The sequence below is a fragment of the Williamsia sp. genome (assembly GCF_016462415.1).
GTDB lineage: Bacteria > Actinomycetota > Actinomycetes > Mycobacteriales > Mycobacteriaceae > Williamsia_A.
Window position 1 is genome coordinate 1 of sequence record NZ_JAEMTF010000030.1, and the last position, 15,037, is coordinate 15,037.

Consider the following 15,037-nt stretch of genomic DNA (forward strand, 5'->3'; position numbering starts at 1 on the left):
TTGCAGCGGCTTCGGGCCAATCCGGCAGTTGTCGAGGAGATTTCGCAGATTCTCGCTGTCACCACCGAGACAATCAACCACATTCCTGGGCGAACGTTCAAAAGCCTGGGCCTGTCCACACATACGCACTACCGCCGTGAAGAGGCCCTCGCAGCCATTCGCTTCGCGGACTTGACGCGCAGCGCGAAGGGACAGGCTGGAGGCGTGACGTGGAGTCCGGATGGCAAGATCGCCGCCCTGTTCGTCAACTTCCATAAAAGCGAAGGCGAGTTCACGCCCTCAACGATGTATCGAGATTTCCCGATCTCTCGCGACATCTTCCACTGGGAGTCACCGAACAACACTTCTGTCGACTCCCCCATAGGACAGCGCTACATCCAGCAGCGCGAGACGGGGCGATCCGTGTTGCTGTTCGTTCGCGACCGGCCCACCGGGCCGTTGGGCGCCAACCCGTTCCTGTTCCTCGGCCCGGTTGACTATGTGAGCCATGAAGGTGAGCGGCCCATCGCCATCACCTGGAGACTGCGACGGCCTATGCCTGCTGACACGTTCGCTAGCGGATCGGTTGTCGCAAGTTAAATTCATCCGAAGCAATTTGGCAGAGGCAGGTGAGCGGATCGCCGGTGCGCTTCATCTCAGTCACACAAATCAGGGTTCGACCAATACCTGACCTGCACCTACGCGACAAAGTCCACGATCCGCACGACAGCGCGCGTCGGCGGCGCCGAGAATTCCGAAGGATCAAATGCGCTGTCGACAAGCCATTCCCCAACCCTAGAAGGTAGTCGGCAGTCGGAGTCGACAGGCACCTCTGCGCTTAGACGGACCTGTTCCTGTCCGACCAAGAATCCAGTCTCGTCAAAAAATTCGATTGCTATCGAGGGAACTGACACACAGAACGGTACCGAAGCGTCGAGCCGCTTCTCGTCATGGATCCAGTCCGCATCTCGGAACATGGCCCACACATCACTGAGCTTGCCTACCAGAATGGTTCCGGATAGCTTGATGTTTCCGTACTCAACTCCGTCGGATACTGCTCGGAAGGCCAGGACGTCAGCCGAGTCGATTCGTAAACTGACTCCCTTTCGCCCGGTCTCATCAACGATCTCGACGTCGAGCTTCACCGGCTGGGTTGGGAGCCGGAAGGCGCCACCTTCGTAGGCGTCGAAACAAGCAACGGTAATGAAAACATCATCGTGATCAAACGATGACCTAGTGTCGAAGGGCCTGGACCCCGAAAACCGGATTGGTTTCAGCAGATCTTCTCCGCTCGCAAAGAATGCCAACAGGCTGATATCGAACTCGGAAAGACTTCGCGAGCTGATCGTCACCACAATCGGTGCTGAGAGTTCCCGACTGAACCGGAAGCAGTCAACCCAACCCAACGGGTTAAATCGCGCGGTACCAAACAAGTTAACCTCGTGGAACGGACTTCCGCCATCGTCGAACTCAGTAGTGACCCGCGCGCGTATCTCGAGGACTTCCCAGCCGCGCTTCGATAGGGCATCTCTATTGATATCGACCAGGATTTCAGTAGTTCTTTTACCGTTTTCATCAATTTTTCTGACCGTCCGCGGGCGCGTAGGACTAGCCAGCTCGACACTGCTTTCGAGAGGGCCCGCGAGGGGCACGGAGTCCTCTCGTTGCAGCGATACTGCATCTGCGGGCCCGGCGTCTGACGCTATTCGCGGCCCAACAGGCGGGACTTGCGGTATAGGGAATTGCGTATCTTGCGTCCAATTCTTGCCGTCCCACCACCTGAGAAGTCCGGCGACCGTGGGATCGAAGTACCAACCCGCAGCTAGCTGGTTCATTTGCTACTACCTAACCTGACACGAACAGTGGCTTGTGAACACTCGTGGCACTCTTGCGAGTGCGAGCGGGATGAGTCTATAAAGCGCGCGTCAAGGTATCCGCTAACCTCCTTCACTCGTCGAAGACAAGCCTGAGGTCTTCGGCGCCCTCTCGTAGCAACAGCTCATTCGCAACAAGACGCGTCACAATGCCGCTCAGCGAAGCGCGAATTTCTGCACCTAGCCGCTGCCAACCAAATACTGCGGCGGTTTGTTTGACCAAAGTTGTTTCGTCGAGCACTACAGCGTCTTGGACGAGACGTAGCATGGTGTGCTCAATCTCCTCCGGCGGCACGAGACTCACTTTGCGCTCACCTGAATGCTCTCCGGGGATACGAACCGAAGTGGTCTTTGCATCTCGGACACGGTAGAAACCTTCGGTATCAGGGCCGCGTTCGTGTGCACGGGCTAGAGCTTCGTCAACAGACTTGCGAATCTGAGCGCCAATTCGTCCGACCCCCCACGCCTCTCTGAAACGCTCATGTAGTAGCTCGCGATGGATCGGCGCCTCGGCGCGAATAACCTTGCCAAAATATTCCGCCATATCGCGAACGCCTTCGATCGTCTTAGGGTCGCGGGCTCTCAGCGGAGATCCTTCGTATTCGACGTACTCAATCGTCCAATCGAAATCCGCTCCATCCAGCACCTCCTCGTAAGTGACTTCCTCCGCCACCGACTCAGGCTGTCTCGCTCGCGTCGTCTGACTACCCGACAACCGAATCGCTTCCTCAATATTCGCTTTGAGTCTGCCTTCTTGTAGCGCTCGATCACGCCACCAACTCAGCCCCCAGATGCGATGGAGCCTCCAGCCGAGTCCCTCCAGGACCTGCTGACGCAGCCGGTCTCGGTCTCGAGCCGTCTGACCTGAGTGGTAAGCAGCCCCGTCGCACTCAATACCGAGGGCATACTCGCCTGGGCGTTCGGGGTGTCGAATAGCCATATCGATGCGGTAGCCAGCCACCCCAACCTGTGGGACGACGGTGTATCCCCACGACCGGATTCTCGCAATAACCTGCTCCTCGAAGACGCTCTCAGCCTCGCCTTCGCTTTCGCGGATTTCCAAAGCCAGAGCAGCGTGGCCTCTCTCGGCGAAATCGAGGTACTGCTGAAGATGCAGGATCGATGGATTGGAGGTCGAGGGCATCTCAGCCGCTATAAAGGACGAGACAACTTCAATTCGTTTACGCGCACGCGTGGTAGCGACGTTGAGCCGTCGCCAGCCCCCGTCGCGATTAAGCGGACCAAAGTTGGCAGTGAACTTTCTGTTCTCGTCGGGCCCGTAACCGACGGAAAACAGAATGATGTCACGCTCGTCGCCCTGAACGTTCTCCAAGCTCTTCACGAAGAACCCGCCCAATCGGTCGTGATCCGTGAGAATTCCTGCAAGAACGGGATTCTGGGCGCTCTGCGCCTCAATCTCTTGGAGCACCCTGTCTGCTTGGGCACCTGAGAATGTGACGACGCCAATCGAGTCATTCGGGCGATGTCGCCTGAACCAGATCAGACGTTCGACCACTTTGGACGCCTCGATCGGGTTGTCTCGGCTCGTCCCGCGGCGGTAGACGCCGTTTACCGGTAGCAACGACACACCGAGGTCAGGCGCATCGAACACCGCGCCCGGAAAGGTCATCAGTCGACCGTCGTAGAACCGATGGTTCGAGTAGGCAATGAGGTCTTCATGCCGGCTGCGGTAATGCCAATTTAGCGGTAGCGAACTCAACCCACCTGCGCCCTTGGCCAGGTCGAGAACAGATTGAAAGTCAGACGCCTCGTTGTCTTCGTCTTCATCGGCTTCGTCTGCCGCGGCTGAGAAGAAGTCGGTGGGAGGCAGCTGCTTTTGGTCGCCCGCGACGATGAGCTGGCTGCCGCGGTAGATGCAGTTGAGAGCATCAGAAGGCAGCACCTGCGATGCCTCGTCAAAAATGACGACGTCAAATCGCACTGACCTCGGAAGGTACTGCGAGACCGATAGCGGACTCATCATGAAGCACGGCTTCAGCTGCTGCACTAGGCCAGAAGCTTCATCGAGCAATAGTCGGACTGGCTTATGCCGAGTCTTCTTCTCACCTTCGCGTTTGATCACAGACGCGCTTCGACTCGTCAAACTGCTCGGCGCGCGGGAGTTGCAGCGGTCAATCACCCGCGCGTGGGCGTTTCGGATCAGCGCTCGATCAAGGTCCTGGTACCTAGCGACGAGGTCGTCGCGGCTGTTTGACCGATAATCCAACAACCGAGTGTCGCGGCTCGTCCTATCGTCCACCCAGGCCTCTAGGACGACATACTCGACCGCTGCCGCGACTTCATTCTGTGATCGTGGCTGCCGCTTCAACTCGAGCAGTATCGAATCGAGTTGAATTGTGGCCGCCCAGCGCAGTTCGCGCTGAGCGGCACACCACATCTCGATCTCCCTCGGTGCAGTCTCTTCCATCTCTTCGAACAGTTCAAGAGCTTGATCGAGTCCGGGATCACACTCGGCACGAAGCTCAGCTACACGACGATCGAGGAAGAGAGCGAACAGCTCGTCCCGGCGCACAATCCATGCGTCGTGCCGGCATGCCAGCTCAGATTGAGGTATCACGCAACGATCAAGACGGCGGGCATCATCCGCGTCTATCGCCCGGGGATAGAGCCGCTGGACGGCCTTCGAGTGACCTATCGCGTACCTGAGACCCTCAAAATCCGTGGCAAGACTGAGTTCATCACCAAAATTCGCCACATCAGACGCACAGAACTCACCCTGCGCGGCCTCGAGCCGAATGACGTTTCCCGCCTGACCGACCAACTCAGCTGCCTGTAGAACAGTCAGGTCGCGCTGCGCGATTGACGACACAACCTCGACCACGTGCCGCACCAGGTCAGTCTCGTCGACCGCTGAGGTCAACCAGCCTCGAGTGGCGACGAGCGAAGCCTTCTCTGACACCTGCGACTTAAGTTCTGCCGGGAGGCTCTGTAAGAGTCGCCCAAACTTCTGTTCTGCCAACGTAACACGCTGCGCCAATGGCAGCAGACGCGGATTTGGAGTTGAATGCATCGAAAGCTGCGCGGCAAGCGCTGCCGGGTTGGCATCAATCCCAGCTAGTCGCAGGGCTTCTCGAGCGTTACCAATCGCGGATCCAATCTCGCCGAACTCTGTCTGTGTTCCCTGGTAGCGGCTGCCAAGCTCTCGCGCGTGCGTGCCCTCGGCGCGCCGCATATCGGATACGGCCTGCTGCCAGCTCGCAGCTTCCTCTAAGTGGCCGAGCACCGATTTGTCGGTTCGGCCGGACACCGACACTGCCTTGATTAGCTTCCGGTCTCTCCGCGCTGCACCACCCCACTTTCTAAATCCAACGTGAGTCTCCCGGAAACGCACCACCAGCGATGGCAGATCCAATTCCAGCGCTGCCGGCGTGAACACAGTATGTAGTGCCTGGTGACGACGATTGACGTGTTCGACTACCGCATCCATCGCCCGAGCCGCCTGGACCACCCTTTCCACCTCAACAGTGTTGAGCCAGAATGCCTCTGGACGGTTTTGCGCCGAAGCGAGCTGCGCCAAACGCGAGATGTCCCCAGACCGCTGCATCGAAACATCCGTGTCCGACAAACCAAGAATCTCGACAAGTTCGGCGACATCCGATAGCACCTCGCCTGCAGTGACGTTTAAGGCGGTCAAAGTAGTCGCAATGCCGTCCATATCCCTCGCGGTAGAGGAGTTGACGATCCTGTCGTTGTTGAGCGCCTGGCTCAGTGGCGCGCTCAGACTAGGATTAATCTCGCGCCACCGTACGTAGCCGCTCTCATGCAACGATTCGGTCTCGAGAGCAATTTCGTTGACGGCGGCCTGGCCTTGCGCGAGTCTCCCTTCTATGGTTTCGAGATCGGAATGGTCGTACCAGACTGGAAATCCTGGCCTTCGTAGATCCAATTCCGCGAGGAGGCTAAGCCGTGCATTCAAGCTCTCTGCGCTTGAATCAAGCTTGAGCCCAAGGTCTTCGTCGATCGTGTGCAGACGATCCTGGAGTAATCCGAGGCCTTCAATCGCCCTTGACACTAGGCGGCGACATTCGCGCACCTCGGAGGCGTCCACATCGTCCCGCTTAAGGTCGCGCCATAGATACTCGTCTCCGCGGTGAACCGCGTCCCACGAACGTCCGAGATTCTCGGCGTGATCGCGGATCTCGCTAAGGTCGGCCTCTGAGAGACCCGCCCAGCGCTGATGCTTCGGCAGGGATGCGTCGACGCCGATGTCCAGTTCAGACAGTCGGCCCAAAACCGCAAAGAGGCTCCACCCGAGTTTGGGGTCGACGGAGTTCATCGCATTCGCAAAATCAGTGAGCTGACGCCGGTCCCTAACGAGCGAACGAGCGTCTTGATCACTGAAGCTGTTTGATGGCTTGACCCGATTCTGAAGCGTTCGGGATAGCTCAGCTGCGACCTCTTTGCGCGTAGCTGAATGGCTGTGAAGCTCAAACAGAAAGTGACTAAGCCCGGCATTCGTCAAACGGTCACGAACGACATCTAGCGCCGCAGCCTTCTCGCTGACGAAAAGCACCGTCTTTCCAGCAGCCATCAGCTCGGCGATCATGTTCGCGATTGTCTGGCTCTTTCCGGTCCCCGGGGGCCCGTCCATCACGAAGCTCCGTCCATCAGTGGCGGAGATGATGCAGCGACGCTGGCTAGAGTCCGCATCCAAGATGCTGAACATGGACTCCGGTGGCTTCGCCTCGTCCAGCCCGTCTAGCGACAGCTCATCGAAGCCGTAATCGTCGTGCGACGGCGCTTCTGGACCCAGCGCGAGCAGCTGAACCATGCCGTGTTCGGCAATCTCAGCAGAGTTGGCCAGTAGGTCCTGGTACATCGCCTCCTTCTGGAAGGTGAAGTTACCGAGGACCATTCGCTGGTCAATTCGCCACGACGCGTGGCCATTGATCGACTCTTCGAGCTCGAGGACAAACATCTGCATTGAGACGTCATCCGGATCAACTTCCGGAAGCTCGACTCCATACTCGCTCAACTTGAGCTTCAGCACGGGATTGACGGTGATGTCGTCTTCGGTGCGTTCAAGGACGTACGGCGAGTCTGCGCCCGTCTTCACTACACGCACTGGCACGAGCAAAACAGGACTGTCCACCTGAGCGCCATCATCGTTCGAATCGACCCAGTGAAGCATCAACAAGCCGAGGTACAAGGTCCAGACACCGCGATCCGCGAACGCCTGACCGGAGGCCTGCTCGATGCGGCGCATCGCTGGCCGCAGTTGCTCGTCCTGCTTGTCCTTGACGTAAAGCGAACGCGCCAGTCTCGCTTGCCCCTCGGTGAGTGCGGGCCGAACGGGAACCGTCGTGTCCGCGAGCATCGAGAGCGTCTCGAGTGGTGACGCATGGTCAAACTCCAGCGTCCCCGCCTTCAGGTGCTTGAAGTAGAGCAGCCGCTGACGACGATCCATCGCCAGCAAGCTGTCTCGCCATTTCGCAAGAGTCGAATCGAGCCGTGCCTGAATCCGCGGCTCCAGCGGCGCTGCCGTGTCGCCGGGGAGCGCGTCACCATTTAGTCCTGTTGGCAAATCTTGTCCTTCTCCGACGTCGACCTCTGCGGCAGCCACCCCTTACAGCAGGACCGGCATTTCCCGTTGCAAACGATGATGGCAGATCATTCGGACATCCGTCTCAAATGGCACGATCGTCGTCGTTAGAAAATCGGCGACCTGGGTGAACCTTCGCTGCCCCCCATCTGCGGGTAGGCAGCAGTGAGTTCAACAGCAGCCAGAACACCCAAATGCGACACAGCTGTCCGTGGGTTGAGTTAATTTCTGACGATGGATCAGCAGGACTGGAAGCGTCTGAGGCCGGAGCAGCGTGATCGTTACAAGCGACTCCATCGTGTCGATGCTGATCTGCAGCGATTCAAGGAGTGCGCGCGGCGTCGCAACCCTACATCTGCCGAAACCTCTCTGATCAGAACGCTGGGCGATGAGCGATGAGCGATGAGCGATGAGCGATGAGCGATGAGCGAGCCAAGCTTCTGCGTGGACTCCCGATCAATCGTCAATCGTCAACCGGAACGCGGCACAGGCTCCGCCGCGAAACCATTTCGTACATCAGCGTGTCTCGATAGTTGGTGGCGGACTGCCGGGGACACGACGACACGCTAGCTGAGCGATTCACACCAGCTTTTCCAACGACTCCTTGGTCTCACTTAGTACTTCCTGCGCGATCGTGACCAGTTCTTCACGTTCGTCACCACCAGCCACCAAGATCCGCTCCGCATCGAGAGCGGCAGCAGAGATCTGGCACGCCGCGATTGCAACGAATCGCTCCCATTGTTCTTGCTGCTCCGGAGTCATCGTGTCCCATTCGAAGGGCGGTTCGCCTATCTCTCGTGCCCACCGCTTCAGCGCGTGGCCACCGTGCGTTGCGACATAGTTCAAGATCTCGGCTGCGTCAGGGATCAGTTCGGCCAGCGCATCGACTCCGCGAGCTGTGCTGTCGAGCTGGGCCTGAGCCTTGTTAAGTGCGTCAGCTCGCTCTTGGTTCTGCTTCTTACTACGACGAGCCACCCACACCATCGCTCCAACCGCAAGAAGAGCTGCCGGCGCCGCCACAACGCCCGCGAGAATAGCTGCCCCACCGGCCATCCCGGCACCGCCTGCGGCAAGAGTTCCACCACCCAGTAGCGCTAGGGCCGCGTTGGTGGCAGCGACTCCCGACAGGCTGGATACAGCGACCCCCGTGGATGCCGTGCCGAAAGAGACAGCGGCTAGAAATGTCCCGTACGCGGCGGCTCCACCAGCTGCAGCGCCAGCGACCGCTCCGCCGGCTCCCCCAGCAAGCACATGCCTGATTCCATAGTTTGCCGCGAGTCGTCGCTGTACTGCGACGGAGTGCGCCGATGGCGCACCCTCAACATTGGCCAGCTCCTGCTCGGGTTGCGGGGATCCTGAAATCTGCTGGGCCAATGCGACGAACGGCATAAAAAATTCATCACGCGCACGGTCGTGCGCGCTGTTGAAACCGTCTGTCGAGCTCTCGATGAGGAATGTCCTGCGCTCGACCTCAGCCTGGATAGCTCCCGCCCGCTCGCGCACGGACGTCTCACTCGGAAGCGGATCTGCCGTCCCCGTCTGCTCACCCGACTTAGCAGCTTTCGCCTCCAGCGCATCGACCGACGTACCAAGCACGTTGGCAATGCCAACGAGCCGAGCACGACTGGGTCGCGTCTGGCCTGACTCGATGCGAGAAATTGCGACACCAGCACCCAAGCCATATCCCGCCTGAGTACCTAACTGCTCTTGAGTCACGTTGTGCGACTCTCGAATCTCCTTGACCGCCGCGCCGAGCGCAGCCTTTGAGTACGGCATAGCCTCACTATAGCAGGCTAACTCGTACTTAGTGCTTGCATACTGACTAAGTTAAGGGCTAAGGTAGATGAGTCCCCCTCGAAAGGATCGAACCCATGGCCCACCTCAACGCCGACCGCCTCTGCGCTATCGCGAATCTTGGAGCGCGCGCCCACTTTGTCTATTCGGATCCCGCGGTCGATAAGTCCGGACGTGAGTTCGTCGCCGACGTACGCGTCGCCGCGCGGTCGGGACGACGCTTTGCCGGTGCCATGGCGTCGGCCTGGCTCCAAAGCAGCGATCTGGCCCGGCGGCGATGACCTCCGCGCCATGACGATTTCCGCCCGCGCCGACCGCGAACAATCGCTCTACGAGCGGGCAATCGCCGACGCAGATCAGCTTCGGCTCACGCTGAGCGAGCGACTCGGCAACCTCACCAAGAACCGTTCACGAGGCGACGAGCCAAAGCGACGACGCTTGGAATCCGATCTCGCCGACGCGGAAAAGCATTGCGCCGATCTGCGGACCAACCTCGCCAACTTTCTGGCAGCGAAGGACCGTCTCGTCGAGTGGGGGCCGACGAGATACTGGGTTGTGGCCGGATCCATCGTCACGCTCGAGTTCCCCGGTCGCGAGACGACTCTCAGATCCTTTGTTCGCACCGATCAACCTGAAGACCCCGACTTCGAAGCGGTCGCAACGAACTCTCCTCGCGGCATCGCTCTCCGCAACAAGCGAATAGGCGATCGCGTGCAGTGGGGCCCGGCAGCAAATCAATCCGCCCTCGTGGTCGACGTGCGGCCCGGCTTCGACGACCCGTTGGGCCGCACCCAACTTCCTTCTACCCGCTACGCAGTTCCGGCCCTATCGCGCGCTTTGCGCGACGACACGCTACGTCGTATCCGCTTCGAAGGTGTCCACGACCCGCACGTCCGTTCTATCAACGAACTCGCTCGCTCGATCGGTGATCGAGAGAAATGTGCGGGCCAGGTGCCGTTGGTGGACCCGACCTTCGGTGGTTGCGAGGCTAAAATCATCTTCTTACTAAAGTCACCGCAGGCAGACGCTTCGATCGATCGTGGCGAGAACCGACTCCTGTCGCTGGACAACGACGACAACGGCGCCGAGCTGATGTTCAACGCTGTTCAGTCAACCGGGCTGCGACGTGCGGACTGCGTCGCTTGGAATCTGTGCCCGTTCCCGACCGTGCGCTACAACCCAAACGACGCCGACATCTCGCGAGGACTCGGCCACCTCAACGCGTTGCTCGGCGAGATCCGGAACCCTCGCGTCATCATCACATTCGGAGGCGTGCCGAAGACCGGTGTTGCCGGCGCCGACTCTGGCTGCGTGCGGTCAGGCGTCAAGATCCTCAACGCCCCATCCCCTTTCGCGCGGACCGACCCTTCAAGGGCGATCCGCGATGCGATGTTGAATGCGAAGCAGTTCATTCAGCCTTGACGGAGGCGGGTCGTGGAGCTTCCCGCCGAGCTGCTTGCCGGCTAATCCCAGCAGACGGAAAAGTAGCGCACTTCCCGATCGCCGATCCCCTGCGATCTTGCGGATGGCTCAGTAGTGTCGAGTCATCGTACGCACGTACGTGTCACAAACGTCGGTCAAAGGGGACGGTTTGGTTCAGGCCTCGCTGGGCGGAGGATCGAGCGCTGTCGCTGCCTCGTCTCACGCAGCTTGCGCACGCTTCCGTGGCACAGACCCTCTGGTCGTCGGCCGAACTAGACGGACACTCGCGCGCGACGTCGGTTTCCCTGACGACTCCGGCAAGATTCCAGAGGCTCGATGGATGCGGGCGATGACGTTCGAGCGTCTTGTTCGCGACCAGCGCTTCGCGAGCGAGGTCGCGACCACAACGGTCGGCCGGCTGGAACTCACCCGCCCGACCAGCGTCGTCACAGTCAATGCAAACGTCAGCTCGGCGAAGACTGCACAGCTCTTAGGGGCAGCACACGCCCGAGCGATCACGGAAAACGCCGCGACTCTCATCCACGCGGTCGCGCTACCGTTCCCCGGCTTCGAAGGCCGGGAGGCGTCGGAGGTGAAACCCGATTTCGCGATAGTGGCGCCGCAGACCGTCGCCGGCCAATCGTGGCTGATCATGGGCGACGCGAAGGACTACGAACGGGTTCGCTCTCGTGTGGACGATGCTCGCCTGCTGAAGGGGTTTCTCCAAGTCGCGCTTGGCGCTGAGGCCGCCGCGAGCTGGTCGAAGCTACCGGCTGACATGAATGTCCACACTCACGGCGTCCTCGCTGTGCCACGTAACGCGTTTCTTCAGCCTGAAGCCCTCGTCGACGCCCTCGTCGATCATCGCGAGGAGGTACGGATGCGTATCGCGGAACGGGTAGCCGAAGCGAGCGGCACTGCGTTCAAGACCTCGACGAAAATCGACGATTACGTCGCCCACCTCAAAGCAACATTCGATCCGGCGTCGTGCACGACGTGCACCCTCTTCAGCTTCTGCCGGAACGAACTACGGACCTCGTCGGATCCGGCAGACCTTCTGATCGAGCTGGGGATCGCGGCCGACGAGCGACCGCTCCTCGCACCGTTGCTCGATGACCCAAGTTCGGAAACTGCGGCGCCGGCCTCAGTTCACGCAAACGTGAGGGCGACCCTGACCGGCGTGGCCGAGACCACCGGCCAGCGTCGCACGGATCCCGTTGGACTACCCGGCAACATCTACGTGGCGATCGCCAAGTCTGATAGCGCTGCACTCGGCGTCCACGGTATGTCGGTCTCTCGCCAAACGGCGAGGGATGCCGCCGCCTGGTCGAAGACCGTGTTCGACGACCCGCAGTCACCCGACACTCGACGACGCATCATGCGCATTCTCGGTGGCGAGATAGAACGGGCAATGGCTGCGCAGGAGAAGGCAAAGCCTCTCGCTCCGAGTCCCATCCACATCGTCGTTCCTGACAAGCCGACTGCGGACATCCTTGCTTCGATCGCCGACAACCTCGCCGGAGTCGAGCTGAGCCGACTTCGTTGGGCTCGCGACATGGAGGCCGGCCGTGAACCGCTCACGTACAACGGCGAGCCAGCAGTGGTACCGAAGAAGCTGAGCGCCACCGAACGGACCGCGGTGTCATTCTTGCTCGAAGAAGACAGAGCCCGGGCCGTGATCCTGCGGTCTCCCGTCGTGGATCTGAGATCCGTCTTGGCCTCGCACCTTGTCGCGGGGGGACCGACGGTGGCGTCGTACCGCCTCGACTACCTGGTTGAGTGGGCCGAAACACTGACGAAGAAGCCAGCCGACCCCCGCAAGCTTGAAGATGTGATCGAATCGTCCCGAAGTACACCGGGCGCCAGGCTGACCAGCAAGCAGTCAGACGACATTCATACCGCGCTGACCGGTCGCGGGCGCGTACCAGGAAAAGCGGGCAAGAGCTCCGACCCCAATCGCTACAAACGCCTCGTCGAGAGCGAACTCGAGTACAAGCAGGACTTCTTCGATCGGGCGTTCACCGTGCTGCACAGCTTTGAGGACTCGGCGCTCTTGGAGACCTACCGAGCTATCGAAGGCGACGCTCAAGAAGTGTGGAGACGCAGACTGAACCTTCACGCGTCGGATCTGGTGCGATTCGGCCGGACCTACCGCTACTGGCGAAACAATCTCGTGCCGGTGATCGAGAGCGATGGAACGTGCCGGACCCAGCTCTTGTCCTTGTCCAACCGGCAGACCGCACATGATATGGCTGCAGATGCCGGCAACAGGTTTGTGGCGTTTGCGCGTGTCATCTCCCTCGAGCCAGTCACGCTCGAGGTCAGGTCACGAAGAATCGGCGAAGGATCGCGAGTAGTCCTGCTCCACAACGACGACGCAGCATCCGTGGAGGATCCATCGGTCTCAGTCGTCGCGCAGAAGGGAAGCTTCAAATTCACCGGGCTCGCAATCGGCCCACTCAGCGAGACCGACATCGCCAACCACTACACGTGGACTCCGGCGACTCAGCCCGAATTGGTGGTCGGCGACAGGATCGTGGTGGCCGACTTCGCTTGGTACTGCGATCTGAAGAAGAACACTCAACTCACCGTCGCGCGGCCGAAGGCTGACGAAAATATGGCACCGACGCCAGGTTGCACCGAGAGCAGTTACGACACTGCGCCACAGGCACATCAGTGGTGCTGCAAATCGCATGAGGTGAATGAGGCTGCCTGGTCAGACCAACTAGCGAAACGTCGCGCCCGCGGAGAGCTGAATCCCGAAGCCTGGCCACCTGTCATCGACGGCGACGCATTCGAGGTAGCCCCCAAGGGCGCCCCGATCGGCAACGCAACGTCTGAGCCGGCAACGACCGCGCCCGACTCGATCACCATCGACGATTTGGATTGACACAGTGGCAGTGAGGTTCACCCCCCCGACTGCGATCAGCGGATCCGACGATCGCGTCCACCATGCGCAGGCCGCAGCAAGCAACGCCGCAGTATCAAAGGAGGCCGTCGGCGTGCTACGCGACGCTCTCACAGGGACGGCAGACGTTAAACGAATCCTGTTGAAGGCAGCCGCAGGTGCCGGAAAGTCCTTCGCTCTGCAGGAGCTAGTTGCGAACGCGGTTGCCCACCCTGACTGTTCACGGGTGGTTGTCGTCGCGTTCACCAACAAGCAGATTCATCCGTTGGCCATCGCGCTTGGCAAGAAACTCGGCAAGAACAAGGTGTGCTTGTTCGTCTCCAAAGACCGCTGGGGTGACGTGCCCGAGGAGGCGCATCGCTACGCCGAGGTAGCCACGTCGACGTCTGGCATCCCTCATACGTGCGACGTGATCATTTCGACGAGCCACAAGCTCGGAGCGATCGGTGAACTCGCCCGCCAGGTGAAGGCGTTCGGAGCCGGTCAGAACGGCAGTTCCGCTTTTGACGTTCTGTTCGTCGACGAAGCGTGGCAGCTGCCGCACCATCTGTTCGACAAGGTGGCCAAAGCCGCACCCATCACTGTCGGCGTCGGTGACGTCGGCCAGTTGCCGCCGCTCGAGGTCGGCGACAACCCGTGGCGGGGCGACCCCGGCTTCAACCCGTACCGCGCGTGGCCGACCGACTTCGACAATGACAAAGACACCTGGTCGAGGGAGCTCCCCGCTGTATGGCGGCCCACTGCCGGTCAACTCGATCTATGGCGAGCCTTCTACCCCGAGTGGGACCACCTCAATTGCGTGGCAGCCCCCGGCGACAGGAAACTCCTTGCGGAGGGTCTCAACGGCGATGCCCAGACCATCTGGAAGCAAGTTGGCACGGGGGTACCAACACTCGTCGAAGTCGAAGGGTTGCCTATCGCCGAGGCAGCTGACATCGATCTGCCCCTGATCGGCGTCGTCGAGGAACTGCTTGAACGTCTCCTGGCGAGCAAATTTTTACTACAGCGGGCCGATTACGACTCGGCCGGTTCCCCAAACGGGAAGACCGTCGAGACCGCACCAGGCAAGCCGGCCGGCGATCCCCTGATCGCGATACTGGCAACGAGAAACCAAGCTGTCGACGACGCCGAGGACATCGCTGAGCGACTACGCAAGAAGTTCGGCTTGGCGCCGACGGAAGTGGTGGCTTCGACCGTCGACTCCTGGCAGGGCCAGACCAACGGCATCACCGTCGCGATCCACCCTCTGAACGGCGCCACCGACCTCAACGAGTTCAACTCAGCGTTCGGACGACTCGCTGTGACGTGCACTCGCGCAACCCACGGTCTCCTGATGCTGACGAGGCCGGGCCTAACTCAGCTGCTGGGCGACGCGCCAGCCCGGCCCGGGACACCGTTCGGCGAGCCCGGGAACCGAAATCTCCCCCGCCAAACGCATCAACGCATTCTCGCTACCTTCGCTACAGGCACGTTGACGGTGCCGGAGAACACGTGAGG

At 60.3% G+C, this 15,037-nt stretch carries 8 protein-coding genes and 1 pseudogene; 5 read left to right on the forward strand and 4 right to left on the reverse strand.

Features of this window, described 5'->3' with window-relative positions; translation table 11 throughout:
• Nucleotides 1-579: DUF3427 domain-containing protein (locus JHC79_RS09710; RefSeq protein WP_296390072.1), on the forward strand; the 579-nt coding region annotated here is incomplete at its 5' end.
• A gap of 98 nt (nt 580-677) precedes the next feature.
• Here JHC79_RS09710 and JHC79_RS09715 read toward each other — a convergent pair.
• The 4 genes and pseudogenes from JHC79_RS09715 to JHC79_RS09725 all read right to left on the reverse strand — a co-directional run bounded on the left by JHC79_RS09715 (nt 678) and on the right by JHC79_RS09725 (nt 9,192).
• On the reverse strand, nt 678-1,631 hold the full coding sequence (locus JHC79_RS09715; protein ID WP_296390074.1) for a hypothetical protein: 954 nt from the start codon (nt 1,629-1,631) through the stop codon (nt 678-680).
• An 81-nt stretch (nt 1,632-1,712) separates the two neighbouring features.
• Nucleotides 1,713-1,814, reverse strand: a pseudogene (locus JHC79_RS23810) (DUF2510 domain-containing protein); the annotation flags it as partial.
• A gap of 112 nt (nt 1,815-1,926) precedes the next feature.
• A complete protein-coding gene (locus JHC79_RS09720; protein WP_296390076.1) occupies nt 1,927-7,437 on the reverse strand; it encodes a DUF3320 domain-containing protein in 5,511 nt (1,836 codons plus the stop codon).
• A 558-nt stretch (nt 7,438-7,995) separates the two neighbouring features.
• Nucleotides 7,996-9,192 carry a helix-turn-helix transcriptional regulator gene (locus JHC79_RS09725; RefSeq protein WP_296390078.1) on the reverse strand — a complete coding sequence of 399 codons (1,197 nt, stop codon included), beginning with the start codon at nt 9,190-9,192 and terminating at the stop codon, nt 7,996-7,998.
• Nucleotides 9,193-9,287: 95 nt separating this feature from the next.
• Between JHC79_RS09725 and JHC79_RS09730 the strand changes: the two genes are divergently transcribed.
• From JHC79_RS09730 to JHC79_RS09745, 4 genes are all read left to right on the forward strand, one after another.
• A complete protein-coding gene (locus JHC79_RS09730; RefSeq protein ID WP_296390080.1) occupies nt 9,288-9,491 on the forward strand; it encodes a hypothetical protein in 204 nt (67 codons plus the stop codon).
• A gap of 10 nt (nt 9,492-9,501) precedes the next feature.
• The gene (locus JHC79_RS09735) at nt 9,502-10,632 is read left to right on the forward strand and encodes a hypothetical protein (RefSeq protein WP_296390082.1); all 1,131 of its coding nucleotides are present in this window, start codon (nt 9,502-9,504) and stop codon (nt 10,630-10,632) included.
• Between the two features lie 349 nt (nt 10,633-10,981).
• Entirely contained in the window at nt 10,982-13,522 is a 2,541-nt protein-coding gene (locus JHC79_RS09740; RefSeq protein WP_296390084.1) for a hypothetical protein, read from the forward strand.
• A 10-nt stretch (nt 13,523-13,532) separates the two neighbouring features.
• Complete coding sequence (locus JHC79_RS09745; RefSeq protein ID WP_296390086.1) at nt 13,533-15,035, forward strand: AAA family ATPase; 1,503 nt, start codon at nt 13,533-13,535, stop codon at nt 15,033-15,035.
• The last annotated feature ends 2 nt before the right edge of the window (nt 15,036-15,037 follow it).